Source organism: Pseudomonas sp. WS 5146 (assembly GCF_012985495.1).
In the GTDB taxonomy this organism is placed as follows: Bacteria; Pseudomonadota; Gammaproteobacteria; order Pseudomonadales; family Pseudomonadaceae; genus Aquipseudomonas; species Aquipseudomonas edaphica.
The window spans coordinates 253,785-280,137 of sequence record NZ_JAAQWL010000004.1 but is presented as its reverse complement, the minus strand read 5'-3'; the positions used below and the strand labels follow the sequence as shown (position 1 = coordinate 280,137).

21 protein-coding genes are annotated in these 26,353 nt (G+C 62.0%); 6 read left to right on the top strand and 15 right to left on the bottom strand.

Annotated elements, in window-relative coordinates:
- Window positions 1–75 precede the first annotated feature (75 nt).
- The 5 genes from aroB (at window position 76) to hemE (ending at window position 10,312) form a co-directional block, all read left to right on the top strand.
- Window positions 76–1,176, top strand: a complete 1,101-nt coding sequence (aroB, locus tag HBO41_RS13460; protein ID WP_017138566.1) for a 3-dehydroquinate synthase — start codon at window positions 76–78, stop codon at window positions 1,174–1,176.
- 10 nt (window positions 1,177–1,186) lie between these two features.
- Entirely contained in the window at window positions 1,187–2,755 is a 1,569-nt protein-coding gene (locus HBO41_RS13455; RefSeq protein WP_017138565.1) for an AAA family ATPase, read from the top strand.
- A 354-nt stretch (window positions 2,756–3,109) separates the two neighbouring features.
- Window positions 3,110–7,555, top strand: coding sequence for a glutamate synthase large subunit (gene gltB, locus HBO41_RS13450; protein ID WP_169986593.1), 4,446 nt, complete (start codon window positions 3,110–3,112; stop codon window positions 7,553–7,555).
- A 32-nt stretch (window positions 7,556–7,587) separates the two neighbouring features.
- Entirely contained in the window at window positions 7,588–9,006 is a 1,419-nt protein-coding gene (locus HBO41_RS13445; protein WP_003187920.1) for an FAD-dependent oxidoreductase, read from the top strand.
- 238 nt (window positions 9,007–9,244) lie between these two features.
- The gene (hemE, locus tag HBO41_RS13440) at window positions 9,245–10,312 is read left to right on the top strand and encodes a uroporphyrinogen decarboxylase (protein ID WP_169986591.1); all 1,068 of its coding nucleotides are present in this window, start codon (window positions 9,245–9,247) and stop codon (window positions 10,310–10,312) included.
- Window positions 10,313–10,429: 117 nt separating this feature from the next.
- Here hemE and HBO41_RS13435 read toward each other — a convergent pair whose 3' ends face one another.
- Window positions 10,430–11,656 carry an MFS transporter gene (locus HBO41_RS13435; RefSeq protein WP_178110912.1) on the bottom strand — a complete coding sequence of 409 codons (1,227 nt, stop codon included), beginning with the start codon at window positions 11,654–11,656 and terminating at the stop codon, window positions 10,430–10,432.
- Window positions 11,657–11,828: 172 nt separating this feature from the next.
- Between HBO41_RS13435 and HBO41_RS13430 the strand changes: the two genes are divergently transcribed.
- Window positions 11,829–12,722, top strand: a complete 894-nt coding sequence (locus tag HBO41_RS13430) for a LysR family transcriptional regulator (protein ID WP_017138561.1) — start codon at window positions 11,829–11,831, stop codon at window positions 12,720–12,722.
- A 369-nt stretch (window positions 12,723–13,091) separates the two neighbouring features.
- Here the strand turns inward: HBO41_RS13430 and HBO41_RS13425 are convergent, their stop codons facing one another.
- Genes HBO41_RS13425 through HBO41_RS13360 form a run of 14 tightly spaced genes read right to left on the bottom strand, consistent with a single transcriptional unit; the run spans window position 13,092 to window position 26,192 of the window.
- Window positions 13,092–13,511: a hypothetical protein gene (locus HBO41_RS13425; protein ID WP_017138558.1), complete on the bottom strand. Its 420-nt coding sequence runs from the start codon at window positions 13,509–13,511 to the stop codon at window positions 13,092–13,094.
- Between the two features lie 26 nt (window positions 13,512–13,537).
- Window positions 13,538–14,764: a beta-ketoacyl-ACP synthase gene (locus HBO41_RS13420; protein WP_099548054.1), complete on the bottom strand. Its 1,227-nt coding sequence runs from the start codon at window positions 14,762–14,764 to the stop codon at window positions 13,538–13,540.
- The gene (gene fabG / locus HBO41_RS13415; protein ID WP_099548055.1) at window positions 14,764–15,492 is read right to left on the bottom strand and encodes a 3-oxoacyl-ACP reductase FabG; all 729 of its coding nucleotides are present in this window, start codon (window positions 15,490–15,492) and stop codon (window positions 14,764–14,766) included. Before fabG ends, HBO41_RS13420 begins: the two co-directional genes overlap by 1 nt.
- Complete coding sequence (locus HBO41_RS13410) at window positions 15,489–15,950, bottom strand: hotdog family protein (RefSeq protein WP_017138555.1); 462 nt, start codon at window positions 15,948–15,950, stop codon at window positions 15,489–15,491. Before HBO41_RS13410 ends, fabG begins: the two co-directional genes overlap by 4 nt.
- The gene (locus HBO41_RS13405) at window positions 15,947–17,113 is read right to left on the bottom strand and encodes a beta-ketoacyl-[acyl-carrier-protein] synthase family protein (RefSeq protein ID WP_017138554.1); all 1,167 of its coding nucleotides are present in this window, start codon (window positions 17,111–17,113) and stop codon (window positions 15,947–15,949) included. The genes HBO41_RS13410 and HBO41_RS13405 overlap by 4 nt, the downstream gene beginning before the upstream one ends.
- Complete coding sequence (locus HBO41_RS13400; protein WP_169986587.1) at window positions 17,110–17,592, bottom strand: hypothetical protein; 483 nt, start codon at window positions 17,590–17,592, stop codon at window positions 17,110–17,112. Before HBO41_RS13400 ends, HBO41_RS13405 begins: the two co-directional genes overlap by 4 nt.
- Window positions 17,589–18,323, bottom strand: coding sequence for a class I SAM-dependent methyltransferase (locus HBO41_RS13395; protein ID WP_169986585.1), 735 nt, complete (start codon window positions 18,321–18,323; stop codon window positions 17,589–17,591). The genes HBO41_RS13400 and HBO41_RS13395 overlap by 4 nt, the downstream gene beginning before the upstream one ends.
- Complete coding sequence (locus HBO41_RS13390; protein WP_017138551.1) at window positions 18,320–19,567, bottom strand: NAD(P)/FAD-dependent oxidoreductase; 1,248 nt, start codon at window positions 19,565–19,567, stop codon at window positions 18,320–18,322. Before HBO41_RS13390 ends, HBO41_RS13395 begins: the two co-directional genes overlap by 4 nt.
- 33 nt (window positions 19,568–19,600) lie before the next feature.
- Window positions 19,601–21,913: an MMPL family transporter gene (locus HBO41_RS13385; RefSeq protein WP_169986583.1), complete on the bottom strand. Its 2,313-nt coding sequence runs from the start codon at window positions 21,911–21,913 to the stop codon at window positions 19,601–19,603.
- Complete coding sequence (locus HBO41_RS13380) at window positions 21,903–22,553, bottom strand: outer membrane lipoprotein carrier protein LolA (protein WP_017138549.1); 651 nt, start codon at window positions 22,551–22,553, stop codon at window positions 21,903–21,905. Before HBO41_RS13380 ends, HBO41_RS13385 begins: the two co-directional genes overlap by 11 nt.
- 29 nt (window positions 22,554–22,582) lie before the next feature.
- Window positions 22,583–23,008, bottom strand: coding sequence for a thioesterase family protein (locus HBO41_RS13375; protein ID WP_169986581.1), 426 nt, complete (start codon window positions 23,006–23,008; stop codon window positions 22,583–22,585).
- Complete coding sequence (gene hutH, locus HBO41_RS13370; RefSeq protein WP_169986579.1) at window positions 23,001–24,542, bottom strand: histidine ammonia-lyase; 1,542 nt, start codon at window positions 24,540–24,542, stop codon at window positions 23,001–23,003. The genes HBO41_RS13375 and hutH overlap by 8 nt, the downstream gene beginning before the upstream one ends.
- Window positions 24,526–25,461, bottom strand: coding sequence for a glycosyl transferase (locus tag HBO41_RS13365; RefSeq protein WP_169986577.1), 936 nt, complete (start codon window positions 25,459–25,461; stop codon window positions 24,526–24,528). Before HBO41_RS13365 ends, hutH begins: the two co-directional genes overlap by 17 nt.
- Entirely contained in the window at window positions 25,458–26,192 is a 735-nt protein-coding gene (locus HBO41_RS13360) for a glycosyltransferase family 2 protein (RefSeq protein WP_017138545.1), read from the bottom strand. Before HBO41_RS13360 ends, HBO41_RS13365 begins: the two co-directional genes overlap by 4 nt.
- Window positions 26,193–26,353: the final 161 nt, after the last annotated feature.

Sequence of the window (26,353 nt, the reverse complement as noted above, 5' to 3'; positions counted from 1 at the left end):
GGGTATGGCGCAGAGCCATCAGGCGACGAAATTCCGAGCGTTGCCGATCGTACATATTTCTTCACGCGGGGACACATGCAGACACTTAAGGTCGATCTAGGCGAGCGCAGCTACCCAATCCATATTGGCGAAGGTTTGTTGGACCTGCCCGAGTTGCTCGCACCGCACATTGCCGGTCGGCAAGTGGCGATCATCTCCAATGAAACGGTCGCGCCGCTGTATCTTGAGCGTCTGAGCCGCAGCCTTGCGGCCTACTCGGTGATTTCGGTGATCCTGCCCGATGGCGAGGCCCACAAGAACTGGGAAACCCTGCAACTGATCTTTGACGGCCTGCTGACTGCACGGCATGACCGACGTACCACGGTGGTCGCCCTGGGCGGCGGCGTGATCGGCGACATGGCCGGCTTTGCCGCAGCTTGCTACCAGCGCGGCGTGGACTTTATCCAGGTGCCGACCACCTTGTTGTCCCAGGTCGATTCGTCGGTGGGCGGCAAGACCGGCATCAACCACCCGCTGGGCAAGAACATGGTGGGTGCGTTCTACCAACCACAAGCCGTGCTGATCGACACCGCGACCCTCAACACCTTGCCGCCGCGCGAGCTGTCGGCCGGTCTGGCAGAGGTCATCAAGTACGGGCTGATTTGTGACGAGCCGTTCCTGACCTGGCTCGAAGAACACATGGACGCCCTGCGTGCCCTGGACCAGGTGGCACTGACCGAAGCAATTTCCCGTTCATGCGCCGCCAAGGCGCTGGTGGTGAATGCCGACGAACGGGAGTCCGGTGTGCGCGCCACCCTGAACCTGGGCCACACCTTCGGCCATGCGATCGAAACGCACATGGGCTATGGTGTGTGGTTGCACGGGGAAGCCGTGGCGGCCGGCACAGTAATGGCACTGGAAATGTCGCAACGCCTGGGCTGGATCAGCGCCCAGGAGCGTGATCGCGGCATCCATCTGTTCCAGCGCGCCGGCTTGCCGGTTATTCCGCCGGAAGAGATGACCGAGGCGGATTTCCTCGAACATATGGCAATCGACAAGAAAGTGATCGACGGTCGCCTGCGACTGGTGCTGCTGCGCCACATGGGTGAAGCGGTAGTGACCGACGATTATCCGAAAGAGATTTTACAGGCCACGCTGGGAGCGGATTACCGCGCCCTGGCCCAGCTTAAAGGTTAATAAGATCCCGATGACTAGTTTGCATGCCGACGAGGCGTTCCTCGGCCACTACCAGTTAAGCCACGACCCTTTTGCTCCACGGGTGCCTGGCTTCAAATTTTTCCCTGCCCAGCGCAAGCCGGTGCTCGGTCAGTTGCACCACCTGGCGCGCTACAGCCAACTGTTGCTGGTTGTGACCGGCCCGTTGGGCAGCGGCAAGACCCTGCTGCGCCAGGCGCTGGTTGCCAGCACCAACAAGCAATCGGTACAGAGCGTGGTGGTATCGGCCCGTGGTGCCGGTGATGCAGCCGGCGTGCTGCGCCAAGTGGCCCAGGCGCTGAACGTTGCCAATGCCGAGCCGAACGCGATCCTCAAGCAGGTTGTGCAGTTGGGCCTCACCGGCCAGGAAGTCTACTTGCTGGTGGACGATGCCGAGCAGCTCGACGAATCCGCCCTGGAAGCGCTGCTGGCGCTGGCGGCGGGTACGCCGGAAGGGCGCCCGCATGTGTTCCTGTTTGGTGAGTCGTCCTTGATCGCCGATCTGGAGCAGATCAGCGGTGAGCAGGAGCTGTTTCACGTCATCGAATTGCAGCCGTACGAAGAGGAAGAAACCCGCGAATACCTGGCTCAACGCCTCGAAGGCGCCGGTGCCGGTATCGAACTTTTCACGGCAAATCAGATCTCTGATATTCACGAAAGCGCAGGCGGCTGGCCTGGCACCATCAACCAGGTTGCCCGCGATGCCTTGATCGAAGCCATGATTGCCAGCCGCTCTGCGGTTAAGCGTCCAAAGATGGGGTTTACTATGCCTAAGAAGCACGTATTGGCGATTTCTGCCGTGGTCGTGGTCGCTGTCGCTGCTGCCTGGTTGATCCCGGGTCGCAGCAAGGCACCCGCCACCGCCGGCGCGCCAACCGAACAGGCGCAGTTGCCACTGGGCAAGCCCACGCCAAATGTCGAATTCGCCAACTCCGGCCAACCGACCAACCTGCCGATGGTCGGCCAGCCAGTCATGCGCGGCCCGCTCGCTGAAGCCGCCGGTGGTATCTCCGAAGGTGACGACGGTGTGCCGGTGGAAGGCTCCAGCGCCACGCCGCCAACCGTAACCACCACCGCACCGCCTGCCGGCGTTCCGGCTGGCCCGGCAGCCGCTCCAGTTGCCAAGCCGACGCCAGCGCCGACCGTTGCCACTGCCAAGCCTGCCCCGGTTGCCAAGCCTGTCGCGCCTGCGCCAGTGGCCAAGCCGGCACCGGCCGCCAAGCCTGCTGAAAAACCTGCCGCTGTTGCCAAGGCCGCTGCCCCTGCCGCCGCCGGCAGCAGCTGGTACACCAGCCAGCCAACCGGTAATTTCGTCGTGCAGATCCTGGGCACCAGTTCCGAAGCCAACGCCCAGGCGTTTGTGAAAGAGCAGGGCGGCCAGTACCGTTATTTCAAGAAAGTGCTCAACGGCAAGCCTCTCTACGTGATCACCTACGGCAGCTTCCCAAGCCGTGCAGCAGCTGATTCCGCTATCAAAGCCTTGCCAGCGAAGGTTCAGGCTGGTAAACCTTGGCCTCGCACTGTTGCCAGCGTTCAACAAGAACTCGCAACAAGTCGCTGAAGATTCGGCGGCCTTACCCAGGCCGCCTCTCCCGGCACCTCAAAATTAAAACCGCAAGTGCGTGCTGCCCTCAAGGCCGCGCGCCCTGCGGTGTCTGCGTCACAGTAGCTTTTGAGTCGTAGCGGTCAGAATTAAAAAAGTTTTGACTAGCACAGCATATCGCTTTAAACCTTTCATAAATGCGACATAGATTTGCGACATTTCGTCGCTAAATTTGTGAGCGTTCGTGTCGGTGTGTACAATGACCTCCCTTTTGCCCCCGCTAAGCCGGCGTACGTTCGGCGTGGAAGGTAACCGGTTGAATTGAAAAGAAATTTGCCTCGATATAAGAGGCAGCCTGGTGAGAAAGTGTCTATGAAAGCAGGTCTGTACCAACCCGATGAATTCAAGGATAACTGCGGTTTCGGCCTGATAGCCCACATGCAGGGCGAGCCCAGTCATACCCTTTTGCAAACGGCCATCGAGGCCCTGACCTGCATGACCCACCGCGGTGGGATCAACGCCGACGGCAAGACCGGTGACGGTTGCGGCTTGCTGATTCAAAAACCCGACCAGTTCCTGCGCGCTGTCGCAAAAGAGCAATTTGCTGTCGACCTGCCCAAGCAGTACGCCGTGGGCATGGTGTTTTTCAATCAGGACCCGGTAAAAGCCGAAGCCGCTCGCGAGAACATGAACCGCGAGATCCTGGCTGCTGGCCTGCAACTGGTGGGCTGGCGCAAAGTGCCGATCGACACCAGCGTGCTCGGCCGCCTGGCCCTGGAGCGCCTGCCGCAGATCGAACAAGTGTTCATCGCAGGCGATGGCCTCAGCGATCAGGACATGGCGATCAAGCTGTTTACCTCGCGTCGTCGTTCATCGGTGTCCAACGCCGCCGACACCGACCACTACATCTGCAGCTTTTCGCACAAGACCATCATTTATAAAGGCCTGATGATGCCGGCGGATTTGACCGCCTTCTATCCAGACCTGAGCGACGAGCGCCTGCAAACCGCAATCTGCGTGTTCCACCAGCGCTTCTCCACCAACACCCTGCCGAAATGGCCGCTGGCTCAGCCATTCCGCTTTCTCGCCCACAACGGCGAGATCAACACCATCACCGGCAACCGCAACTGGGCCGTGGCCCGTCGCACCAAGTTCGCCAACGATTTGATGGACCTCGAAGAGCTCGGCCCGCTGGTTAACCGCGTGGGTTCCGACTCCTCCAGCATGGACAACATGCTCGAATTGATGGTCACCGGCGGCATTGACCTGTTCCGTGGCGTGCGCATGATCATCCCGCCTGCGTGGCAGAACGTCGAGACCATGGACCCGGACCTGCGTGCGTTCTACGAGTACAACTCGATGCACATGGAGCCGTGGGACGGCCCGGCCGGCGTGGTGATGACCGACGGCCGCTACGCGGTGTGCCTGCTCGACCGTAACGGCCTGCGCCCGGCGCGTTGGGTGACTACCACCAACGGTTTTATCACCCTGGCGTCGGAAATCGGCGTGTGGGACTACAAGCCTGAAGACGTGATCGCCAAAGGCCGTGTAGGCCCGGGCCAGATCCTGGCCGTGGACACCGAAACCGGGCAGATCCTCGACACCGACGCCATCGACAACCGCTTGAAGTCGCGTCACCCGTACAAGCAATGGCTGCGCAAGAACGCCCTGCGCATCCAGGCGACCATGGAAGACAACGACCACGGTTCGGCTTTCTACGACGTCGACCAGCTCAAGCAGTATATGAAGATGTACCAGGTCACGTTCGAAGAGCGCGACCAAGTGCTGCGTCCGCTTGGCGAGCAAGGCTATGAGGCGGTCGGCTCCATGGGCGATGACACGCCAATGGCCGTGCTGTCCCAGCGCGTGCGTACGCCGTACGACTATTTCCGCCAGCAGTTCGCCCAGGTGACCAACCCGCCGATCGACCCGCTGCGTGAAGCCATCGTGATGTCGCTGGAAGTGTGCCTCGGTGCCGAGCGCAACATCTTCCAGGAATCGCCTGAGCACGCCTCCCGTGTGATCCTCAGCTCGCCGGTCATTTCCCCGGCCAAATGGCGCTCGTTGATGACCCTGGAGCGTCCAGGTTTCGACCGCCAGATCATCGACCTGAACTACGACGAGAGCCTCGGCCTTGAAGCCGCTGTGCGCAACGTCGCCGATCAGGCCGAAGAGGCTGTGCGCGCCGGTCGTACCCAGATCGTGCTGACCGACCGTCACATCGCGCCAGGCAAGCTGCCGATCCACGCCTCCTTGGCCACCGGCGCGGTGCACCATCGCCTGACCGAAAAAGGCCTGCGTTGCGACTCCAACATCCTCGTGGAAACGGCTACTGCCCGCGACCCGCATCACTTCGCAGTGCTGATCGGTTTCGGCGCCTCGGCGGTTTACCCGTTCCTGGCCTACGAAGTGCTGGGTGATTTGATCCGTACCGGTGAAGTACTGGGCGACCTCTATGAGGTGTTCAAGAACTACCGTAAGGGCATCACCAAGGGCTTGCTGAAGATCCTGTCGAAGATGGGCATCTCCACCGTCACGTCTTACCGTGGCGCACAGCTGTTCGAAGCCATCGGCCTGTCCGAAGAGGTTTGCGAGCTGAGCTTCCGTGGTGTGCCAAGCCGTATCAAGGGCGCACGTTTCGTCGACATCGAAGCCGAACAGAAAGCCCTGGCAGCCGAAGCCTGGAGCGCGCGCAAGCCGATCCAGCAAGGCGGCCTGCTCAAGTTCGTACACGGTGGCGAATACCACGCGTACAACCCGGATGTGGTCAACACCCTGCAAGCCGCCGTGCAGCAGGGCGACTACGCCAAGTTCAAGGAATACACCGCGCTGGTGGATAACCGCCCGGTGTCTATGATCCGTGACCTGTTCAAGGTGAAAACCCTGGACACGCCGCTGGCCATCAGTGAAATCGAACCGCTGGAATCGATCCTCAAGCGCTTCGACTCCGCCGGTATCTCTTTGGGCGCCTTGTCGCCTGAGGCCCACGAAGCCCTGGCCGAAGCCATGAACCGCCTGGGTGCGCGTTCCAACTCCGGCGAAGGCGGCGAAGACCCGGCGCGCTACGGCACCATCAAGAGCTCGAAAATCAAGCAAGTGGCGACTGGTCGTTTCGGTGTAACGCCGGAATACCTGGTCAACGCCGAAGTGCTGCAGATCAAAGTCGCCCAGGGCGCCAAGCCCGGCGAAGGCGGCCAGCTGCCAGGCGGCAAGGTCAACGGTCTGATCGCCAAGCTGCGTTACGCAGTGCCGGGCGTCACCCTGATTTCGCCGCCGCCGCACCACGACATCTATTCGATTGAAGACTTGTCGCAGCTGATTTTCGACTTGAAACAAGTCAACCCGCAAGCATTGGTTTCGGTGAAACTGGTAGCAGAAGCTGGCGTCGGCACCATCGCCGCCGGTGTGGCCAAGGCCTATGCCGACCTGATCACCATCTCCGGCTATGACGGCGGCACCGGCGCTTCGCCGCTGACTTCCATCAAGTACGCTGGCGCACCGTGGGAACTCGGCCTGGCTGAAACCCACCAGACCCTGCGCGGCAACGACCTGCGCGGCAAGGTGCGGGTGCAGACCGATGGCGGCCTGAAAACCGGCCTCGACGTGATCAAGGCCGCGATCCTCGGCGCCGAAAGCTTCGGCTTCGGTACTGCGCCAATGATCGCCCTGGGCTGCAAATACCTGCGTATCTGCCACCTGAACAACTGCGCCACCGGCGTCGCCACTCAGAACGAGAAGCTGCGCAAGGATCACTACATCGGCACCGTCGACATGGTGGTGAACTTCTTCACCTACGTCGCCGAAGAAACCCGTGAGTGGCTGGCCAAGCTGGGCGTGCGTTCGCTGGAAGAGCTGATCGGCCGTACCGACCTGCTCGACATCCTCGAAGGCCAGACCGCCAAGCAGAACCATCTGGACCTGACGCCGCTGTTGGGCAGCGATCACATCCCGGCAGACAAGCCACAATTCTGCCAGGTGGACCGCAACCCGCCGTTCGACAAAGGCCTGCTGGCCGAGAAGATGGTCGAAATGGCCAGTTCCTCGATCAATGACGCCAGCGGTGGCGACTTTGCCCTGGATATCTGCAACTGCGACCGTTCGATCGGCGCACGCATCTCCGGCGAAATCGCGCGCAAGCACGGCAACCAAGGCATGGCGAAAGCGCCGATCACCTTCCGCTTCAACGGCACAGCCGGCCAGAGCTTTGGCGTGTGGAACGCCGGCGGCCTGCACATGTACCTCGAAGGTGACGCCAACGACTACGTGGGCAAGGGCATGACCGGCGGCAAGCTGGTGATCGTTCCGCCTAAAGGCAGCATCTACAAGACTCAGGACAGTGCCATCATCGGCAACACCTGCTTGTACGGTGCCACCGGTGGCAAGCTGTTCGCTGCCGGTACTGCCGGTGAGCGTTTCGCCGTGCGTAACTCCGGTGCCCACACCGTGGTGGAAGGCACTGGCGATCACTGCTGCGAGTACATGACCGGTGGCTTTGTCGCGGTACTGGGCAAGACCGGTTACAACTTCGGCTCGGGCATGACCGGCGGTTTCGCCTACGTGCTTGACCAGGACAACACCTTCGTCGACAAGGTCAACCACGAGTTGGTCGAGATCCAGCGGATCAGCGGCGAAGCCATGGAGTCCTACCGGAACCACTTGCAGCACGTGCTGGACGAGTACGTCGAGGAGACCGGCAGCGAATGGGGCCGTAACCTCGCCGAAAACCTCGATGATTACCTGCGTCGTTTCTGGCTGGTCAAGCCCAAGGCTGCCAACCTGAAATCGTTGCTTTCCAGCATCCGTGCCAACCCGCAGTGATATGCGCCTGAAGAGTTTGATGAGGTTTTAACATGGCTGAACGTCTGAATAACGACTTCCAGTTCATCGATGTCGGGCGCAAAGATCCGAAGAAGAAACTGTTGCGTCAACGCAAGAAAGAGTTCGTGGAAATTTACGAACCCTTCAAACCCCAGCACTCGGCCGACCAGGCCCACCGCTGCCTGGGTTGCGGTAACCCGTATTGCGAATGGAAGTGCCCGGTGCACAACTTCATTCCCAACTGGCTCAAGCTGGTGGCCGAGGGCAACATCCTCGCTGCCGCCGAGCTGTCGCACCAGACCAACACCCTGCCGGAAGTCTGCGGCAGGGTTTGTCCCCAGGACCGTCTGTGCGAGGGTGCCTGCACCCTTAACGACGGCTTCGGCGCGGTGACCATCGGTTCGGTGGAGAAGTACATCACCGACACCGCGTTCGCCATGGGTTGGCGCCCGGACATGTCCAAGGTCAAGCCGACCGGCAAGCGCGTTGCGATCATCGGCGCAGGCCCGGCGGGCCTGGGCTGCGCCGACGTACTGGTGCGTGGTGGCGTGACCCCGGTGGTGTTCGACAAGAACCCGGAAATCGGCGGCCTGCTGACCTTTGGTATTCCCGAGTTCAAGCTGGAAAAAACCGTGCTGAGCCACCGTCGTGAAGTCTTCACCGGCATGGGTATCGAGTTCCGTCTCAATACCGAAATCGGCAAAGACATCACCATGGAGCAACTGCTCGCCGAATACGACGCCGTGTTCATGGGCATGGGCACCTACACCTACATGAAGGGCGGCTTTGCCGGTGAGGACCTGCCGGGCGTGTATGACGCGCTCGACTTCCTGATCGCCAACGTCAACCGCAACCTGGGCTTTGAAAAGTCGCCGGAAGATTTCGTCGACATGAAAGGCAAGAAGGTCGTGGTACTGGGCGGTGGTGACACCGCGATGGACTGCAACCGCACCTCGATCCGCCAGGGCGCCAAGTCGGTGACCTGTGCTTATCGTCGTGACGAAGCCAACATGCCCGGTTCGCGCAAAGAGGTGAAGAACGCCAAGGAAGAAGGCGTGAAGTTCCTCTACAACCGCCAGCCGATCGCCATCGTCGGTGAAGACCGTGTTGAAGGTGTGAAGGTGGTCGAGACGCGTCTCGGCGAGCCGGACGCCCGTGGCCGTCGCAGCCCCGAGCCGATCCCGGGTTCCGAAGAAATCATCCCGGCTGATGCCGTGGTTATCGCCTTCGGTTTCCGTCCAAGCCCGGCGCCGTGGTTCGAGCAGTTCGAAATCCAGACCGACAGCCAGGGCCGCGTGGTAGCCCCGGAACAAGGCCAGTACAAGCACCAGACCAGCAACCCGAAAATCTTCGCCGGTGGCGATATGGTGCGCGGCTCTGACCTGGTAGTGACCGCGATCTTCGAAGGCCGCAACGCCGCCGAAGGCATCCTGGATTACCTGCAAGTTTGAGTTGAAACACGGTCAACGGTGGGAGCTGGCTTGCCTGCGATAGCGATAGTGAATTCACCACCGCCATCGCAGGCAAGCCAGCTCCCACACAAACCCCATTCCAGATAGGGTTTGTTGGTGTCTGTCATACCGCAAGACACCGCGACAAATTGACCCGATAGACAAAAGGCACGGCTCACTCCGTGCCTTTTGCGTCGCGCTCTGAGAAAATGCCCGCACTTTTTTTGCGGATGCCGACATGACTGCCCTCAAGAACGACCGTTTCCTTCGTGCCCTGCTCAAGCAACCCGTAGACGTCACGCCCGTGTGGATGATGCGTCAAGCCGGTCGCTACCTGCCGGAATACCGCGCCAGTCGCGCCAATGCCGGCGACTTCATGAGCCTGTGCATGAACCCGGAGTTCGCCTGCGAAGTCACGATGCAGCCGCTGGACCGCTACCCACAACTGGATGCGGCCATCCTCTTCTCCGACATCCTCACCATCCCTGATGCCATGGGCCAAGGCCTGTATTTTGAAACCGGTGAAGGCCCGCGTTTCAAAAAAGTTGTCAGCACCCTGGCCGACATCGAAGCCTTGCCGATCCCGGACCCGCACAAAGACCTCGGTTACGTGATGGACGCTGTGAGCACCATCCGCCGCGAGCTTAACGGCCGCGTGCCGTTGATCGGCTTCTCCGGCAGCCCGTGGACCCTGGCTACCTATATGGTCGAAGGCGGCTCGTCGAAAGACTTCCGCAAAACCAAGGCCATGCTTTACGACAACCCGCAAGCCATGCACCTGTTGCTGGACAAGCTGGCGCAGTCGGTTACCAGCTACCTCAACGGCCAGATCATGGCCGGCGCGCAAGCGGTGCAGATCTTCGACACCTGGGGCGGCAACCTGTCGTCGGCGGCGTATCAGGAGTTCTCCCTGGCTTACATGCGCAAAATCGTCAGCGGCCTGATCCGCGAACACGAAGGTCGCAAAGTGCCGGTGATCATGTTCACCAAAGGCGGCGGCCTGTGGCTGGAAAGCATTGCTGATGCCGGTGCCGATGCGCTGGGCCTGGACTGGACCTGCGACCTCGGCGAAGCCCGCCAGCGCGTGGGCAACCGCGTGGCGCTGCAAGGCAACATGGACCCGACCGTGCTCTACGCCAAGCCGGAAGCGATCCGCAACGAAGTCGGCCGCATCCTGGCCAGCTATGGCAAGGGCAGCGGCCACGTGTTCAACCTCGGCCATGGCATCACCCCGGAAGTGAACCCGGAGCACGCTGGCGCGTTCCTGCGTGCAGTGCATGAGCTGTCGGCGCAATACCACGAATAAAACGCAAACCTAATGTGGGAGCTGGCTTGTCGAATCGTCGCACCGCTGCGATAGCAGTAGTGAATTCACTATTGCTATCGCAGGCAAGCCAGCTCCCACATTAAAAGCAGGACCGCGTCAGGTTTTTACATTCCTCAGCGGCGGTAATTTCGCCAGCTTCAGCGCCACCAGCAGCGCGCCAATCAACAGCGCCACGATAAACCCGCCAATCCCGTTCCACCCGGCAAAGTGCCAGAAGAACCCGCCCGCCGTCCCCGCGACACTCGACCCCACGTAGTAGCAGAACAGGTACAGCGACGACGCCTGCCCTTTGGCCCTTACCGCCCGCCGCCCAATCCAGCTGCTGGCTACCGAATGCGCGCCGAAGAAGCCGAAGGTGAAGATCAGCATGCCCGGCACCACCAGCCACAGCGGCGTGAACAGGGTCAGCAGCATCCCCGACAGCATCAAGACGATGGTGCCCCACAGTACGCGACGGCGGCCGAGACGGTCAGCCAGAGAGCCGATTTTCGCCGAGCTGTAGATGCCTGACAGGTACACCAGCGACAACAGGCCAACCACCGCTTGGCTAAGTTCGTAGGGCGAGGCCAACAGGCGATAGCCGATGTAGTTGAACATCGTCACGAATGCGCCCATCAACAGGAAGGCCTCGAGGAACAGCCACGGCAGGCCCGCGTCCTTGAAGTGCATGACAAAACCGTTCACCAGGTTACGCGGCTTCAGGCTGCTGGCGCGGAAGTTGCGCGATTCAGGCAGGATTTTCCAGAACACCGTGGCTGCGATCAGCGCCAGCGCGCCGATGATCAGCATCGCGGTGTGCCAGCTGACAAAGTCGATCAACACGCCGATGATCAGGCGCCCGCTCATGCCGCCAATCGCGTTGCCGCCGATGTACAAGCCCATGGCCAGACCAATGTGCTGAGGGTGGATCTCTTCGCTCAGGTAAGTCATCGCCACGGCGGCCAGGCCGCTTAGCGACAAGCCCACCAGCGCACGCATCAGCAGAATGCCTTCCCAGGTCGGCATCAAGCCGCTGGCGATGGTCGCCAGCGCGGCACAGAACAGGGCTGAAACCATCACCGGCTTGCGCCCCAAGCGGTCGGAAATCGGTCCGGTAATCAGCAGGCCCAGCGCCAGCATCGCCGTGGCGACCGAGAGGATCAGGCTGCTTTGCGCCGCATTGATGGAAAACTCGTGGGATAACGCCGGCATCATCGGTTGCACGCAGTACAGCAGGGCAAAGGTGGCAAACCCGCCGGAGAACAGCGCGAGCACCGTGCGCATGAACATCGGCGTGCCTTTTTCGATGTACGCGTCATTGAGCTGGGCGACCACCTCATCCAAGGCGGTAGGCGGGACTTCTTGAGCGAATGGCGCGACAGCAGATTTCACGGGGACCTCGGGGAGGAAAAGCCTGCCAGGACTGGCAATACGAAAAAGAATATAGCTGCCTAATGATTCTTTCCAATATATTGTTCGACCTGTTTAAGAGCTTTTACGACCTAATGAGGTTTGCATGGAATTGCGTCACTTGCGGTACTTCATTGCCGTCGCCGAAGAGCTGCATTTTGGCCGCGCCGCGCAGGTGCTGGGCATCTCTCAACCGCCGTTGAGCCAGCAGATCCAGGCGCTGGAACAGGAAGTCGGCGCACGCTTGTTTGAGCGCACCAATCGTCGGGTTGAGCTGAGCGAGGCCGGCCGATTGTTCCTGCACGAGGCGCGTTTGGTGTTGGCGCAGGTGGATAAAGCCGCCGACGTTGCCCGCCGCGCGCAATTGGGGGAGTTAGGCGAACTGAAGATCGGCTTCACCTCGTCGGCGCCATTCAACGCCAGCATTCCACAGGCGATCTTTGCGTTTCGTAAAGCCTTCCCGGCGGTGCACCTGAATTTGCAGGAAATGAGCAGCACCGAAGTGGCCGAGTCGCTGGTGGATGAGTCGATTCAGGTGGGCCTGATGCGCCCGCTGCCGTTGCCGGATTCTCTAAGCGTGATCGAGTTGATGCGCGAGCCGTTGGTTGCGGTATTGAACGCTGGCCATCCGTTGGTGGAAGGCAGCGAGCGCGGCCTGCACCTGGCGCAACTGGCCGAAGAGCCGTTTGTATTTTTCCCGCGCACCTACGGCAGCGGCCTCTACGCTCAGCTGCTCAACCTGGCCCGCGATGCCGGCTTCAGCCCGCACTTCGCCCAGGAAGCTGGAGAAGCGATGACCATCATCGGCCTGGTGGCGGCGGGGTTGGGGGTGTCGGTGCTGCCGGCGTCTTACCAGCGCATCCGCATTGATGGCGTGGTCTATCGCACCTTGCTCGATCGGGAGGCCGTGACGGCGGTGTGGCTGGTGCAACGCAAGGGTGCGCAAACGCCAATGGCCAAGGCCTTTGTGGAGCTGCTGACGCGCCAGGCGATCTTATAGTCGAACACGGTCAAAAGTGGGAGCTGGCTTGCCTGCGATGCAGGCGTCTCGGTTTATCAGAAAAACTGAGGTGATCCCATCGCAGCATAGGTATCTACACAACCGGTTAACACGAAGTCTGTGGCAGGTGGGCTGTTGTGGCGAGCAGGCTTGTCGAATCGTCGCACCGCCTGCGTTGGGCTGCGAAGCGGCCCCAGTACAGGCACTGCAATTTTGCTGAAAGTACTCAGCGTCTGTTTTTGGGGCTGCTTCGCAGCCCAACGCAGGACAAGCCTGCTCGCCACAGGAGAAATAGGGTGCTTTTAAAAGTTGTGTAGATACCTATGCCCATCGCAGGCAAGCCAGCTCCCACATTTGGATGCGAAAGCCTCAGTTCTGCTTTAAGGCCTCCACGCCATTGATACCCGCACTCTGCAAGCCCGCCATGATGTCGCGATCCAGCATGCTCACCCAGCGGTTGTAGTTGCGATGGATCTTGCCGTCCTTGTAGCCCAGGTCGCGGCTGTCGCGGTAGGTGATGGCGTAGCTGGTGCGGGTGTAGCGGATATCGATTTCGGCGTGGAATTGGTTGCGCACAGTGATTTCGGCCTGCACCAGTTGCGGGCTCAGGCGTTGCACGGTCCATTCGCGTTTTTGCAGGGCCGCGACGATCACCTGTTTGATTTTTTCTTCGCTGAGCTGGGCCGTGACCGGCAAATCGTGCTGGGTGTTTAGCACGGGTTTGTTGGTGCAACCGGCGGTGGTCAGCAAAGCCAGAGTGATCAGGGTGGCGCGTAGCAAGGAAGACATTCCGTTTTCTCCAGTCAATTAAAAAATCAGGACCAGCGGCGAAAGATCAGCGAAGTGTTGACGCCGCCAAAGGCAAAGTTGTTGTTCATCACGTAGTCGTTGTGCATCTCGCGAAACCCACCTTGCAGGTAATCCAGCTCGCCGCATTGCGGGTCGACGGCATCCAGGTTGAAGGTGTGCACATACTGGTCGCGGTTCATCATTTCGATGCTGAACCACGATTCCAGTGCGCCGCACGCGCCCAAAGTGTGGCCCAGGAAGCTTTTCTGCGAACTGATCGGCATGCGGCTGCCGAACAGGCTGCTGGTGGCCAGCGTCTCGGCGATGTCGCCCTGGTCGGTGGCGGTGCCGTGGCCATTGACGTAGCCGATGGCGGATGGCTCAAGCCCGGCATCTTCCAGGGCCAGCTCCATGGCGCGGCGCATGGTTTTCTGCTCTGGGCGTGTGGTGTGCTGGCCGTCGGCGTTGCTGCCGAAGCCGACCAGTTCGGCGTGGATGTGCGCGCCGCGTGCCAAGGCGTGCTCCAGTTCTTCGAGCACCAGCATGCCGCCGCCTTCGCCGATCACCAGGCCGTCGCGGCCGCTGTCGTAAGGGCGTGGGCTGGTCTGTGGCGCATCGTTTTTCAGGCTGGTGGCGTAGAGCGCGTCGAACACCATGGCTTCGGTGGGGCACAATTCCTCGGCGCCGCCGGCAAGCATCAACGGCAAGCGGCCGAACTTGATCGCCTCGTAGGCGTAACCAATGCCCTGGCTGCCGCTGGTGCAGGCGCTGGAGGTCGGGATCAGCCGCCCGGTGAGGCCAAAGAAGATGCTGATATTCGCTGCTGTGGTGTGCGGCATCATGCGCACATAGGAGTTGGCATTCAGCCCCTCGGCCACCGAGTTCAGCAGCATATTGCCGAACGCCTTGATCTCATCGGTGCTGCCGGTGGATGAGCCACAGGCCACGCCCATGCGCCCGTCCTTGATCGATTCGTCGCCGAGCAAGCCGGCATCCTGCAACGCCTGTTCCGCCGCCCACACCGCCAGGCGCGACACGCGGCCCATGCTGCGCAGTTGCTTGCGCGTCCAGTGCGAGGGCACGACAAAGTCGTCGATCGGCCCGGCCAGGCGCGTGTTCAGTTCGGTAAAACGGTCCCACTCATCCATGCGCCGGATGCCGCTGCGGTTGGCGCGAAAGTTGGCGGCGATGGTGTCCCAATCGCTGCCCAGGGAGGTCATGCCGGCCATGCCGGTGACGACGACGCGCTTCATCAGCACAGGCCTCCATTCACGGCCAGCACTTGGCGCGTTATATAGCCGGCCTCGGCCGACATCAGGAAGTTCACCGCACCGGCGACTTCTTCCGGGGTGCCCATGCGTTGCGCCGGGATCATCTTCATCAGTTCTTCGACCGGCACGTTTTCATCCAGCATCGCCGTGTCGATCAAGCCTGGGGCGACGCAATTGACGGTGATCTTGCGCTTGCCCAGTTCAATAGCCAGCGCCTTGGCCGCGCCGATCAAACCGGCTTTGGAGGCGCTGTAGTTGACCTGGCCACGGTTGCCGATCAAACCGGAAACCGACGTGATACAAACGATACGGCCAGCGGCGCGACGACGAATCATCGGCATCATCACCGGGTGCAGCACGTTGTAGAAACCATCCAGGTTGGTGCGCATCACCACATCCCAATCGTCTTCGGAGAGGGCCGGGAACGCACCGTCGCGTGTCAGGCCGGCGTTGAGCACCACGCCGTAATAGGCGCCATATTGCTCCACGTCGGCCTCAAGGATTTCCTTGCAGCTGAAACGATCCGCCACATCAAATTGCAGCACCCGCGCCTTGCGGCCCAGCGCCTCGATCTCGAGCTTTACCGCGTCCGCTTCAGCGCGGCCACTGCGGCAATGCAGCACGATGTCATGCCCGGCCTGGGCCAGGCGCAGGGCAATGGCGCGGCCGATGCCACGGCTGGAGCCGGTGACCAGTACGGATTCAGTCATGGCGTTGAGTCCTTCGATTCATCTAAATAATTGGCCGCCTGGGGCGGTCGAAATACGTTCAAACGTGCGCTGGCCTGGATACCGTCACCGGTCAGGTGGCATTCGAACACACCCATGCCGTTGTCGTCTTCCAGCGAGCGCAGGCCGTGGATGCGCAGCTCGGCGCCGGCCGGGAAGTGTTCCACGTTGCATTCGAATTTGCGCGTGCCGAGCAGGAAACCCAGTTCCACTGCCTCGCCGTTCTGGCGCGCGCGGCAGCCGGCATAGGCGGCGACGCTTTGCGCCATCAGCTCGATGCCGACCCAGGCTGGCAGGCTGCCGTCCGGCCGGTTGAACAGGCCGCCGGGCTTGACGGTGGCGCGGGTGTGAACCTGCTCTTCATCGAATGACAGCACCTGGTCGATCAGGATCATGTCACCCGCGTGGGGCAGCAGTTCGGCGAGTGGCCAATCGATCATGGGGCCTCCGCGATTATCAGGCTGACGTTATTGCCGCCGAAGGCAAACGAGTTGCTCATCAGGCAGCGTTTTTTCAAGGTGTCGCCGGTCTGTGCCCACTGCAGCGCGGGCAGCGCCGGATCGGCTTGGCCGTCCCACACATGCGGCGGTACACGGTCATGCACCAGGCTCAACCAGCAAAACGCCGCTTCCAGCGCGCCTGCGGCACCGAGAGTGTGGCCGCTCATGGGCTTGGTCGACGAACAGGCTACGCCTTGAGGAAACAGGCTGGCGACGGCCAGGCTTTCCATGGCGTCGTTGTGTTGGGTCGCGGTGCCGTGCAGGTTCAGGTAACCGATGTGTTCCGGTTCAAGTTTGGCGCTGGCCAAGGCCTTGCGCATCGACTGCAACGCACCTTTGCCGCTGGGCTCTGGCGCGGAGATATGGTGCGCATCGCAACTGGCGCCGCTGCCGAGCAAGGCAATCGGCGCAGGTGTTTTGGTCATGAGAAACAGCACTGCCGCTTCGCCGATATTGATGCCGTTGCGGTTCACCGAAAACGGATTGCAACGCTCGCTGGAGACCGCTTCCAGCGCGGTAAAGCCGTTCAGCGTCAGCTTGCACAGGCTGTCGACGCCACCGCAGATCACCGCATCACACACACCCAGGTCGAGCAGGCGCTGGGCACTCATCAACGCACGGGCGCTGGAAGTGCAGGCAGTAGAAATCACATAGGCCGGTCCGCTTACCTGTAGCCAGTCAGCGAGAAAATTCGCCGGTGCGCTGAGTTCCTGTTGCTGGTAGTCATAGTCGCCCGGGAACTGCTGCCCACGCAGGTAATGCGCGATGCCGCGGCTGGCTTCATCAATGCCCGAGGTGCTGGTGCCCAGCACAATGCCAACCCGCGAGGCGCCGTACGTGTGGATTGCCTGGCGCAGCTCGGTTTCAATCTGCAAGGCCGCTTCCAGCAGCAACTGGTTATTGCGGCTGCTCTGCGGGCGTAGCTCAGCCGGGATTGCCACCAGCTCACTGCGTACACCGCCCACCGGCAGCACGCGCTCTGGCACCCAACCGCTTTCGGCGCGCATGCCGGAACAATCGCCGGCAAACAGGCTGCGGCTGACTTCCGCCTGGCCGCGGCCCAGGGCGCAGATCACGCCCAGGGCATTCAGGTAAGCCGTCATCGCGCCGCCCCCAGTGGGGTGATGCGGTAGCTCAACGACTGGCCCGCCATGTTCACGCTGAACACCTCGGAGGACTGATAGACGATCTGCCAATGCCCCGGCAGCGTGCGCGTCAGGTCCATCGCCTGGGCACGCGGGTACAGCGTGGGCACGTCATCGGCCGAGGTCAGCGCAAACAACAGCGCCGCAAACAGCTCACGCGCCTGCGGATTGGGCGGCAGCAAGCCGTCGGCCTGCCACTGGCCATTGATCAGCTTTTGCCGGGCCTGGGGAATGCCCAGCGGGTCCATCATCGACCAGCGAATGGCTGTGCCTTCGCGCTGGATCACCAGCAGCCAATCCTGGATTTGGCCGTCGGCGCGGCGCTGCACGTGCAATTGCATGGGCAAGGCCAGGGCCGGGGTTTTTTCGGGCAGCGGCGGCTGGCTGACGCAGGCGCTCAACAGCAACAGGCAACCCATCAACAGCATACGAATCATGTTTCGGCGCTCGCTAAAGGTTTACGCGCCACGCAGTTGACCAGCGTTTCTTCGCGCTGGCCAACCGGTGGTGGGCTGCGCAGGCCCCAGCGTTCCAGCAGGCCGAAATCGCTGGAGCGGCTCCACCACAAATACGGGTACGAAACGTTCTGCGGGCCGAACTCAAAACCCTGCTCGCGCAGCATCTCCAGGTATTCTTCAGCGCTCTTCTGCACATGCATCGGGTGGCGGAACAGCCAGCGAATCACCCAAGTGTCGATATAGGCTTCGGTGGATTCGGCAAACAGCAGATAGCCGCCCGGCTTGAGTACGCGATAGAACTCTTTCAAGGCGCGATGCTGTTCCACCAGATGGTGAAAGGTCTGGTGGCAGAACAGGATATCCACGCTTGCGTCCGGCACCTGCAGTGTGGCGCAGTCGCTGCCGATCAGCTCGATGGACAAGCCTTGGCGCTTGGCTTCCGCTTGGCTCAGCTCCAGGCTGTGCGGGTCGGCATCCAGGCCGATCAGGCGCTGTGGCGCGAACACCTGCTGCAAATACTGGAACGATTTGCCCTGGCCGCAACCGGCGTCCAGCAGCACCGGCGCCACGGGCAGCGGGTCGGTGAACAGGCCGCGCAGGTCGTTGATCGCCACGCGCAATACATGGTGCTGCCAAGTGTGGCTGCGCAGGAACCAGAAGCCGAATTTGGTTTCTTCGACGTAGTTTTTACTCAGGTATTGGCTACTCATACTGGCTCACCCGCACAAATTTCCGACAACATCCGCAGCCGCCGTTTGGGCTCGCTGACAAACGGGTTGCGCTCATCCCAGGCGTAACCGGCGAGGATCGAACTGATCATCCGGCGAATCTCCGGCGAGCTGCCTGGGTGAAAAATCACGTCCTGGAAGGTGCCTGCATACCAGCCTTCGACATAGCAACGGAAGGTGTCGACCCCGCGTTTCAGCGGCTCGGCGAACTCGGTTTGCCAGTCGACGGTTTCGCCCTTGAGTTGGCGATGTAACAGCGCTGCGGCCATGCTCGCCGAACGCATGGCGATGGTCACGCCGGAAGAGAACACCGGATCGAGAAATTCCGCCGCATTGCCCAGCAGCGCAAAGCCAGGGCCGTGCAGGGTTTTGACGTTGGCCGAATAGCCGGCGAGGGTACGCGCGGGCGTATCCCACACGGCGTTTTGCAGCACGCCCGCCAGGCTTGGCGTCTCAGCGATGAAACCGCGCAGGCAGGCGTCGAGGTCGCTGTCGCGGCCGTCGAAATGTTCTTTTGCCGCCACCACGCCTACCGAGCAGCGGCCATGGCTGAACGGGATGGTCCAGAACCAGATATCGCGTTGGGTCGGGTGAGTGGTGACGAGGATTTTGCTGCGATCAAAACCTGGGTGTGTGATGTGATCTTCAACGTGGGTAAACACCGCCTGGCGCACCGGGAAATTCGACGGTGCTTCCAGGTCCAGCAGGCGCGACAGCACGCGGCCGTAGCCGCTGGCATCGAGCACGAACTTGGCCTTGAGGTGATACTCGCTGCCATTCTGGCGACGCACGTGCAGGTAGCGGCTTTCACCGGCGAAATCCACACCGACGATGCTTTGGCCATAGCGAATCTCTACGCCTTGCAGCGCCGCTTGATCAGCCAGCAACTTGTCGAACTCGCCGCGCTGCACTTGGAAGGTGGTGGGCTTGCCGTTGCTGAAGGTGTCACCGAAATCAAACGCACTGTAGCGCTCGCCCCAGGCGAACGCCGCGCCGGTTTTTACCTGGAAACCCGCGGCCTGTACGGCGTCGAGCATGCCGGCTTCTTCGATAAAGTCGATGCAGTGCGACAGCAGGCTTTCGCCAATCGAGAAGCGTGGGAAATGCTCGCGCTCGATGATCAATACATCATGCCCGTGGCGCTTTAACAGCGCGGCGGCGATAGCGCCGGATGGCCCGGCACCAATCACCACCACCTGGCGACGTTCCATTTCAACTGTGGGCACGAGGGCTCCTTGCCACTTTGGCGATTAACACATTCATAAGGCGTGCTTCTGATGCCCGGCCCAAGGCGCCAGCATAAAGCTGAACGCCAGGCCGAGGCTGACCGACAGGCCGAAATTGCTCACTGCGGGTGTACTCGACACCGCCAACAGGCCAAACGACAACCAGGTCGTCAGTGCTGCCAGCAGCGTACCTAAAAGACTCACGGCCGCGCCGCCGATCTGCTCGCGCATCAAGATCGCATAGTCGACGCTGATGGCAGTGACCAACAGCAGGCCGAACAGGCTGAACAAGGTCAGCGGCTGGCCCAGCCAACCGAGGCTGGCGAGGCTGCACAGCGCCGCGAGCAGTGGCAGGGCGACGATGCGCAGGGCACCGCCAACACCGAACGGCATAATCAATAACAGCACGATCAGCACACACGACATCAGCTTCAACTCAGCCGCGCTGATCTGCGTGTCGGCAAACACTCGGTTCAAATCACCCAGCCGGTCAACCAGTTGCACGCCGGGTAAGTCCAGCGCTTGCACACGCAACAGCGCCGGGTTGTTCAGGCCTTGCAGGCTGACCATCGCCGCCACGCCGCCGTTTACCGGCCCCAGCCACAAGGTGCGCCAAGGCTCAGCCAATGGGCCAACCAGCGCGGCATCGATGTCTTCGGTGGGCAGCGCTTGCAGTTGCGTGACTTCGGCTTGCAGCGCGCTGGCCGGCACGCCAAGGTCCAGCAGCGGCTGCCAGTGCTGCGCGAGGTTGTTCAGCGCATTACGAAGGTGTTGCTGCTCAGCCGGCAGGCTCACCAGTTGGTTGAGCGCCAGGTAGCCTTGCAGCTTGCCCATGTTCACCAACTGATCCAGGCGTTCGCCCAGGGCGGCCTGGCGTTCCAGCAACTGCTGCTGGTTGTCGGCGCGCACCAGGAAAAACTGGCTGGTGGGCTGGAAACCGGTGATGCGCGCCACGGCCTGCGCTTCTTGCAGCAATTGCGGCGGGGCACCGATCCACTGGCGGATATCATTTTTACTGTTCAAGTGCCACAGGCCGCCCGCGCAAAACAGCAGCAACAGTGCCAGCAGCACCGGGCTTGGCACGCGCTTGAGCAGCGCGGCGCGCAATAGCCACAGGCATTCGGCAACCCGCAGCGGCCACTGTGCCGGGCGCAGCTCCACACCCTTGAGCAGCGCGGGCAGCAGGCACACCGCCGACAGGTAGGCACCGACTAAACCGGCGGCGGAGAACACGGCGATTTGCGTCAGCGCCGGGAACGGCGTCCAGGCCAGCGCCAGGTAACCGATGCAACTGGTCGCCAGGCTCAGGCTCAGCCCCGGCAAGGTCAGGCGCAATGCCGGCCAGCTGCGCCAGGGTTGCAGGCTCCAGCTTTTGGACAGGTAATGCAGCGGGTAATCCACCGCCACGCCGATCAGGCTGGAGCCCAGCACCAGGGTCATCACATGCATATGGCCGAACAGTGCCACACAGGCCACCGCGCCAAACAGCATACCCACCAGCACCGGCACAAACGCCAGCAACACGCGCCAGCGCCGAAACGCCAGCAACAGCAACAACAGGATGCCCAGCGTGGCGCCACCACCCACCCAGGTGATTTCCCGCGTGGCCTGTTGCTGCCCGTTGGCGGCGTAAAGCAGGCCGCTGGCAGCGAGCAATTGCGCGCCTTGCTCGCTGGCCTGTTCGCGACTGGCCTGGAGCAGGTCCGCCACTTGCAGCGGCAGTTTCATGTCAAAGGCATTGCCGGTGGTGCGCGCACGCAGCAGCACCCAGCTTTTGCCGTCGGCATCGGCAATCAAGGCGCCGCTGCCGATATCGAGCTGCACCGAACCGTGCTGCGGCTGGCTGTTCTGGATGCGACCGGTAAGGCCCAGCCAGTCGTCCTGGCTCGGCACCAGGCTGAACCCGGTAAACGGGTCGAACAGCGCTTGCACGCGCTGCTGAATGAACGCGTCTGGGTGCTCGATCAGTTGCTCGCGGTCCTTGGCCGAGAGCATCGCCAGCCGACCGCGCAGCAATTGTTCACGCAGGGCGGGCAAGTCGGCTTGCAGGTTCCACTGCACTTTTTCAAACAGGCCGCTGGCCTGCCAGCGTTCGCCCATTTGCTGCGCCACTGCTACGGCTTTTTGCCGATCGGCATGCCCCACCAACACCAGCATTTCGCGGTTCAGCGGTTCCTGCATACGCTGTTCTGCCTTGAGTTCCAGCGCATCCGGCGTGCTGCCCGGCACCAGTTCCATCAGGTTGGCCGACAATGGCGCGCCATGGCGCCACTGCCAGCCGGCCAGCGCCAACACCGCCACCAGCAGGATCAGGAACAGGCGTGGCAGCCAGCGCTCACTGGGCAAAGTCGTGTTGCTCCGATTCGCTCAACGGTTGGCCGGCAGTGCTGTCCTGCATGCGCAGCACGGTGCTGTCGCCCTGGGTTTCGAGCAGTTCGATTGTTTGCACCAGCTCGCCGCCGTCGATATTGATCTGGGTGAATACCTGCTTGAGCAGCAGCGAACGTGGGACCAGCGTCAGCTTCCACTGTTGGGCTTCGCCTTGCAGCTGTAACTCGAAATCGCGCTGCAAGCCACTGCTGTCGCCTTGGAGTACGGCAAGGAACAGGCGATTCTGCTCGGCACCGGCGCTCTTGTTCGGCAGCAATTGCCAGCCATTGGCGTCACGCCGAGCGATGCCTTGGGCGCTGATGCGGTAGTCCTGTTGCAGCGGGGTTTTCAACAGCCACAGCAGGCCGTGGTCTTTGGCGAGTACGAACGTGCCTTTGCTGACCAGTGGCTGGGGCAGGGCGCGCAGGTGTTTTTCCTGGATGAAGCTGCCGTGGATTACGGCGGGTTTGGCCAGTTGGTCGCTTAGCTGCTGCAGGTCGAAGGCGTGGGCACTGAAACTCAGTAGCAACCCGATCAATGTGGGAGCGGGCTTGCCCGCGATGAACCTGAGGGCGCTGCGCAGTATCAGGCGAAGCGCGTTATCGTTGACGATCATCGCGGGCAAGCCCGCTCCCACATTAGATCTCATTTCAGGGCTCTCTCTACGGCGTCGGTGAATACTTTTGGCGAGGCCAGCTGCATCTCGCGGCTGGCGATTTCCACCGCCACTTGCACGGTGCTGGCGCGGGTCAGGCGCTCGCCGCTGGCCAGGTCGGTGATCAGATAGTTCACCTTCAAACGGTTCTCCCACTCCACCAGGCTGGCGCGCACATTGATCGTTTGGCCAAAGGTCGCGCCGCGCACATAGCGCAGCTGCATGTCGATCACCGGCCAGGCGTAGCCGGATTCGAGCATCGCCGTGTAGTTGTGGCCGAGCTTGTCCAGCAACGCGCAGCGCGCCACTTCCAGGTACTTCACGTAATGCCCGTGCCACACCACGTTCATGGTATCGACATCAAAAAACGGCACGAGGATTTGCGTGTCGCAATGCAAAACGCCCTGGCTACGCATGCAGCCTCCAGTGTTGCTCGGCGATACGTTTGAGGCACAGGCGCAGTTCGCCTTCCAATGCGCGGTCTTCGATCACCGGCGGGAAGTCTTTGGCCAGCTCGATATGCATGGCCGCCAGTGCTGGTGGCAGTGGGCGTGCGTCTTCAGCCTGGGCGCGCAACCACACGCCCTGGTTGGCGGCGAGCAAGGTGGCGGCGGCGACCTGTTCGGTCAGCTCCAGCACGCGGATTGCGTCGCGGGCGGCGATGGTGCCCATGCTCACCTTGTCCTGGTTATGGCATTCGGTGGAGCGCGAGAACACGCTGGCCGGCATGGTGTTTTTCAGCGCTTCGGCGGTCCAGGCGCTGGTGCCGATCTGCACGGCCTTGAAGCCGTGGTTGATCATCGCGCGGTCGGCCGGCGCGCCGGACAGGTTGCTCGGCAGGCCGTGGTTGTAACGCACATCCACCAGCAGCGCGAGCTGACGGTCGAGCAGGTCGGCGACGTTAGCCACCAGGGTCTTGAGGCTGTCCATGGCAAAGGCGATATGCCCGCCGTAGAAGTGCCCGCCGTGAAGCACGCGCTCTTCTTCGGCGTCGATAATCGGGTTGTCGTTGGCACTGTTCAGCTCGATTTCAATGAACGAGCGCAGCCAGTTCAGGCTGTCGGCCAGCACGCCCAGCACATGGGGCGCGCAGCGCAGCGAGTAGCGATCCTGCAAACGATGCAGCGGCGCAGTCGGCGCATCGATCGCCAGGTCCTTGCGCAGCCAGGCGGCCACTTGCATCTGCCCCGGGTGCGGCTTGGCGGCGAACAGGCGCTCGTCGAAGTGTTCCGGGTTGCCTTGCAGCGCTACCACGTTCAATGCGGTGATGCGCGTGGCCAGTTGCAGCAGGTAGTCGGCGCGGGCGAAGGCCAGGCAGGCAAGGCCGGTCATCACGGCGGTGCCGTTCATCAAGGCCAGGGCTTCCTTGGGGCGCAGCACCAGCGGCTCCCACCCGAGTTCGCGGTGTACGTCGGCAGCCTGGCGGCGTTCGCCACGGAACAGCACTTCGCGTTCACCGGACAGGGTCGCCGCCACGTAGGACAGCGGCGTCAGATCACCGCTGGCGCCCACTGAACCTTCTTCCGGAATCAGCGGCAGCACGTCGTGTTCGAGGAACGCATGCAGGCGCTCCAGCAACTCCACACGCACGCCGGACACGCCGTGGCACAGCGACTGCAAGCGTGCGGCGAGCACGGCGCGGGTGGCCTGTGCGTCGAGCAACTTGCCCAGGCCGCAACCGTGGAAGGTGTAGAGGTGACGCGGCAACGCCTCGACGTGCTGCAACGGCACTGCCACTACGCAGGAGTCGCCGTAGCCGGTGGTCACGCCATAGATCACGCCTTCCTTGTCCAGCAGCGAGTCGAGGAACTGCGCGCCCTTGGCGATGCGTTGGCGATAGGCAGCGTCATCCTGCAAGTGCGTGGGCGCCTGACGGTTGGCCAGGGCCAGCACGTCTTCGATTGGCAGGTGGCGTTCGCCAAAAATTACCGGTTCAAGATGCGGGGTCATCGGTCTTCCAGAAAGGGTAAAAGTTGAACCATTGTTGGGGCGCCTCCAGGCAAAAATCGCCCAGGCGTGCGGCGTAGCGGGCGGTCCACTGGGCGATGACGTGCTCGCGGGTGCTGCGCTTCCATTCGATCAAGGCGGCGAACGGCTCAATGGTCAGGCGGTAGCGGCCATTGTGCTTAAGGCACATAAGCAGGTTGACCGGGCATTTAAGCAAGCCGGCCAGCAGCCACGGGCCTTGGGGGAACGCGGCGGCATGCCCGAGAAAATCCACGCGCACCTTGCGTCCGCCGTGCAGCGGCACGCGGTCACCGGCAATCGCCAGCCACTCGCCCTCGTCCAGGCGCTGGCTGAGCAGCAGCATGGTCGCCGGGTCCAGTTCGCTGACCTGGATCAGGCGCAAGTGCGTGGCCCCGGCCTCGCCCAGCAGGCGGTTGAATTGTTCGGCGTGCTTGGTGTGCACCAACACGTTCATGGTGACTTGTTCGCCAATCTCTGCGAGTGCGCGGCACACCTCCAGGTTGCCCAAGTGCGCGCCCACCAGCATCTGGCCGCGCTCGCCGCGTAACTGCCCGCGCAATTGCGCCGGGTCGTTGATTTCGATCTGTTCGATGCGCAGCTTGCCGTTCCACACGTCGAGCTTGTCGAGCAAGGAGTCGGCGAAGGCCATGAACTGCGCGAACACGCTTTTATGGCTGGGCCGCAACGCAGGGCGCCCGCTCCAGTCGGCCAGGCGCTGCTGGTATTGCCAGGCACTTTGGCGCGCCGTGCGCCCGAACAGGAAAAAGTACAACACAATGCCGTACAGCACCGGGCTCAACAGGCGGCGGCCCAGCACTTTGGCCGCGAACGCGGTGAGTTTCATCAGCCAGAAGCTGCCGCGCTCTTCGCGGTCGGCCCAGTGTTTGGTGCTGTCGCTCATGCCTGCCACCGTCGCCACACAATCATCGGCGCGCGTACCAGCATGCCGAAGAACAGCCGGGTGTGCATGGCGCTGATGCGCACGTTGTCGCGAAACAGGCGGAAGTGCGACACGCCGTCGGTGGGGTAATGCACTTGGGTCGGCAGCCAGCGCATCGGCTGGTTGCGCCAGGCCAGGCGTACCAGGATGTCGGAGTCGAAATCCATGCGCGTGCCGATGTACGCCGAATCCATCAAGGCCAGCGTCGGCGCCAGCGGGTACACGCGAAAACCGCACATCGAGTCGCGAATCTGCAGCGACAGGGTGTTGATCCACACCCACACGTGGGTCAGGTAGCGCGCGTAAAGGCGACCCTTGGGCACGCTGTCGTCGTATTCGGGGTAGCCGCAGATCACCGCGTTTGGGTGCGTGCGCGAGGCGTCGAGGAAGCTGTCGACTTCGCGCAGGTCGTGCTGGCCGTCGGCGTCTACCTGCAGCGCGTGGGTGTAGCCCAGGCGTGCGGCTTCGCGAAAACCGGCCATGACCGCGCCGCCTTTGCCTTGGTTGTTTGGCAGGGTCAGCAAGGTGACGTGATCGAGCGTTGCCAGTTGCGCCAATACCGCCGCGCACGCCGGGCTGCTGCCGTCATCGACCAGCAGGCACGGCAGGCCGCTGTTCAACAGGCTGTGAACCACGGCGGGCACGGCGGCTTCGTGGTTGTAGACCGGGATGAGGGCGCAGGGGTTATGCATGCTGAACATTCCCAGGATTACTGCGACCCTTGTGGCGAGGGAGCTTGCTCCCGTTGGGCTGCGAAGCAGCCCCAGTCCAGTCGACCGAGAGCATCCTGACGCATTGCGGCGCCTGAGTTGGGAGCGCTTCGCACTCCAGCGGGAGCAAGCTCCCTCGCCAC

Bases quoted from the DNA above. Each gene is read 5' to 3' on its own strand.
- HBO41_RS13380 (WP_017138549.1), bottom strand. From the start codon at position 22,553: ATGATCGTCAACGATAACGCGCTTCGCCTGATACTGCGCAGCGCCCTC.
- HBO41_RS13410 (WP_017138555.1), bottom strand. From the start codon at position 15,950: ATGATCGATTGGCCACTCGCCGAACTGCTGCCCCACGCGGGTGACATG.
- HBO41_RS13445 (WP_003187920.1), top strand. From the start codon at position 7,588: ATGGCTGAACGTCTGAATAACGACTTCCAGTTCATCGATGTCGGGCGC.
- hemE (WP_169986591.1), top strand. From the start codon at position 9,245: ATGACTGCCCTCAAGAACGACCGTTTCCTTCGTGCCCTGCTCAAGCAA.
- HBO41_RS13430 (WP_017138561.1), top strand. From the start codon at position 11,829: ATGGAATTGCGTCACTTGCGGTACTTCATTGCCGTCGCCGAAGAGCTG.
- HBO41_RS13420 (WP_099548054.1), bottom strand. From the start codon at position 14,764: ATGAAGCGCGTCGTCGTCACCGGCATGGCCGGCATGACCTCCCTGGGC.
- HBO41_RS13365 (WP_169986577.1), bottom strand. From the start codon at position 25,461: ATGAGCGACAGCACCAAACACTGGGCCGACCGCGAAGAGCGCGGCAGC.
- HBO41_RS13400 (WP_169986587.1), bottom strand. From the start codon at position 17,592: ATGATTCGTATGCTGTTGATGGGTTGCCTGTTGCTGTTGAGCGCCTGC.
- fabG (WP_099548055.1), bottom strand. From the start codon at position 15,492: ATGACTGAATCCGTACTGGTCACCGGCTCCAGCCGTGGCATCGGCCGC.
- HBO41_RS13375 (WP_169986581.1), bottom strand. From the start codon at position 23,008: ATGCGTAGCCAGGGCGTTTTGCATTGCGACACGCAAATCCTCGTGCCG.
- HBO41_RS13405 (WP_017138554.1), bottom strand. From the start codon at position 17,113: ATGACGGCTTACCTGAATGCCCTGGGCGTGATCTGCGCCCTGGGCCGC.
- HBO41_RS13425 (WP_017138558.1), bottom strand. From the start codon at position 13,511: ATGTCTTCCTTGCTACGCGCCACCCTGATCACTCTGGCTTTGCTGACC.
- gltB (WP_169986593.1), top strand. From the start codon at position 3,110: ATGAAAGCAGGTCTGTACCAACCCGATGAATTCAAGGATAACTGCGGT.
- HBO41_RS13360 (WP_017138545.1), bottom strand. From the start codon at position 26,192: ATGCATAACCCCTGCGCCCTCATCCCGGTCTACAACCACGAAGCCGCC.
- HBO41_RS13455 (WP_017138565.1), top strand. From the start codon at position 1,187: ATGACTAGTTTGCATGCCGACGAGGCGTTCCTCGGCCACTACCAGTTA.
- hutH (WP_169986579.1), bottom strand. From the start codon at position 24,542: ATGACCCCGCATCTTGAACCGGTAATTTTTGGCGAACGCCACCTGCCA.
- HBO41_RS13395 (WP_169986585.1), bottom strand. From the start codon at position 18,323: ATGAGTAGCCAATACCTGAGTAAAAACTACGTCGAAGAAACCAAATTC.
- aroB (WP_017138566.1), top strand. From the start codon at position 76: ATGCAGACACTTAAGGTCGATCTAGGCGAGCGCAGCTACCCAATCCAT.